Raw genomic sequence first — 2,121 nt, 5'->3', positions numbered from 1 at the left:
GTGGGGGTGGTCGGGGCCGAGGACGCGCAGCAGGTCGGTGAGGGTCTGCTCGTGCAGGTCGATGGCCTCCGCCACCCGCCCCACCGTCCGGTAGGCGCCGGCGAGATTGTTGCGGGAGGCCAGGGTGTCGGGGTGGTCGGGGCCGAGGACACGCAGACTGTCGGTGAGGGTCTGCTCGAACAGGCCGATGGCGGGGTCGAGTTGTCCGATTTCGGCCAGGTAAGTCGCCGCTCTGTCGGCCAGCCATGATGTGGTGTCGGCTTCTGTCGTTGTGCCGGTCGCCACGGTGAGGGATCCGCGGTGGGGGTCGAGGACGGCCAGGACGTGCGGGAGGAGCTGGTGCCACCGCTGCCAGCCGTCCGGCTTCCCCCGGATGTCCCCGGGCAGGGCGGCGGTGAGCATCTGACAGGCGGTGGTGTGGACGGTGGGTCGCTGCTCGGGTGGGGTGTGGTCGCGCAGGACGGCCTGCACGAGCCGGTGCAGTGTGATCGTGCTGGGGCTGGTCCCGCTACCGGGGTCGATGGTGGCGAGTCCCAGGCCACGGATCCGGCGGATCACATCCCCGAACGCGACAGGTGCCGCGGCGATCGCGGTGAGTGCGGCCAGCGGCCGCGGGTCGGCCGGGCCGTCCGCCTCGTCCGGTGGGAGCGGGTCGGCCAGGCCGGCCAGGCTGGGAAAGACATCGACCGGGATCGGTTCCGGGCCGAGGAATCCACACAGGTGGAGCAGGTCGACAACGGCGGGTTCGTCCGGGCCGATCGCGTCCAGCGCCAGGTTCCAGGCCGCGGCGACCACCGTCGGGTAGCGGTCCGGAACCCCACGGCTGAGGATGTCGCGGACCTGGGTCCCTAACACGGTGAGGTAGTCGTCGACGCCCGTGCCGGTCGAGGCCAGCCAGGTGCCGGCCTGCTCCAGGGCAAGAGGAAGATCCCCGAGGGCGTGGGCGAGCCGGTCGGCGTCGGTGTCGGTGTCGCCCAGGCCAGGGAGGTGGCTGCGCAGGAGGGTGATCGCGTCGGGGCGGGGCAGCACGTCCACCGCGACGGTTCCGGTCCGCCCCGCCCAGTCGGGGTGCCGGGAAGTGATCAGGAGGTGGCCGTCGGTGGCCTGTTCGGCCGCGCCGATCAGCCCGTGCAGGTCCGAGGGCGCGGTGGCGTTGTCGACCACGACCAGCCAGCGGGCGTGCGGCCGGCCGGTCCGCAACGCCTCCACGACCGCTCGTATCGAGCCGTCGCTGTCCCCGGCCGCCCCGACACCGAGGCGGGCGGCGAGATCGGCCAGGGCCGTGGCGGCCAGCGCGGGCTGTTCCCCGTCGACCCACCACACCAGGTCGTAGGACGAGCGGAACCGCCAGGCGTATTCCACCGCGAGTTCGGTTTTCCCGACCCCGCCGAGGCCGTGCAACGCCTGCGCCCGCCCCGCCGCCGGCTCGGCCGGCGGGGTCCTGCCGGCCGGGAGGTGGGGGACGACCGCGGCCTGCCCGGAACGGGTCAGCCGCTCCCGGAGCTCCGCCAGCTCACCCTCCCGGCCGGTGAACCGCGGGTTACGCGGCAGATGCGCGGGCAGCCCCCAGACCGCCGGCGGCCGGCCCGGATACCGTGCCCCCCGCCCGGCCGTACCGTTCTCTCCCGCGCTCTCCCTGTCTCTGTCACCGTCCCGGGCCGGGAAGGGCAACGGGCCGGTGGGGCGAACTCGCCCCACCCGCGCCGCCCGGACCCCGTCGAGCAGCCGGGTACGCGCCGTGCTCTCGCCCTCCGGCCCGGACAGGCCGGTCAGATCGATCCAGCCGCGGGTCCCCACCAGCCCCAGCCGCTTCGGATCACACGGCGCGATCCGGACCGGGATCAGCCGCCGGTCGTCCCCGGCCGGGTCCGCCGCCCATATCGCCTGCCATTCCGCGCTGCCCCCGACCGAGTCCAGATAAGCCGGGCTGAGCAGCGCGAGCAGACGACCACCTCGTGTCACACCCGCATGCACCAGCGCCGGCCAGTTCGACCCCGGGACGAAATCCCACGCCTGCACCAGCACCCGGTGCCCGTCGGATTCCAGCGCCTCGGCGATCCACTCCGCCCACGGCTGATCCGTCCGCGTGTACGACACGAAGAAATCCCACACCGTGGCGGT

General features: G+C 73.6%; 1 protein-coding gene. It reads right to left on the bottom strand.

What is annotated here, in order from left to right; translation table 11 throughout:
* Positions 1-2,121: FxSxx-COOH system tetratricopeptide repeat protein (gene fxsT, locus AC5LUJ_RS17565; RefSeq protein ID WP_493465307.1), on the bottom strand; the 2,121-nt coding region annotated here is incomplete at both ends.

It is taken from the genome of Protofrankia sp. CiP1_Cm_nod3 (assembly GCF_982290655.1).
Note: the sequence above shows the minus strand (reverse complement) of the source record. Positions and strands in the feature narration are given on the sequence as shown.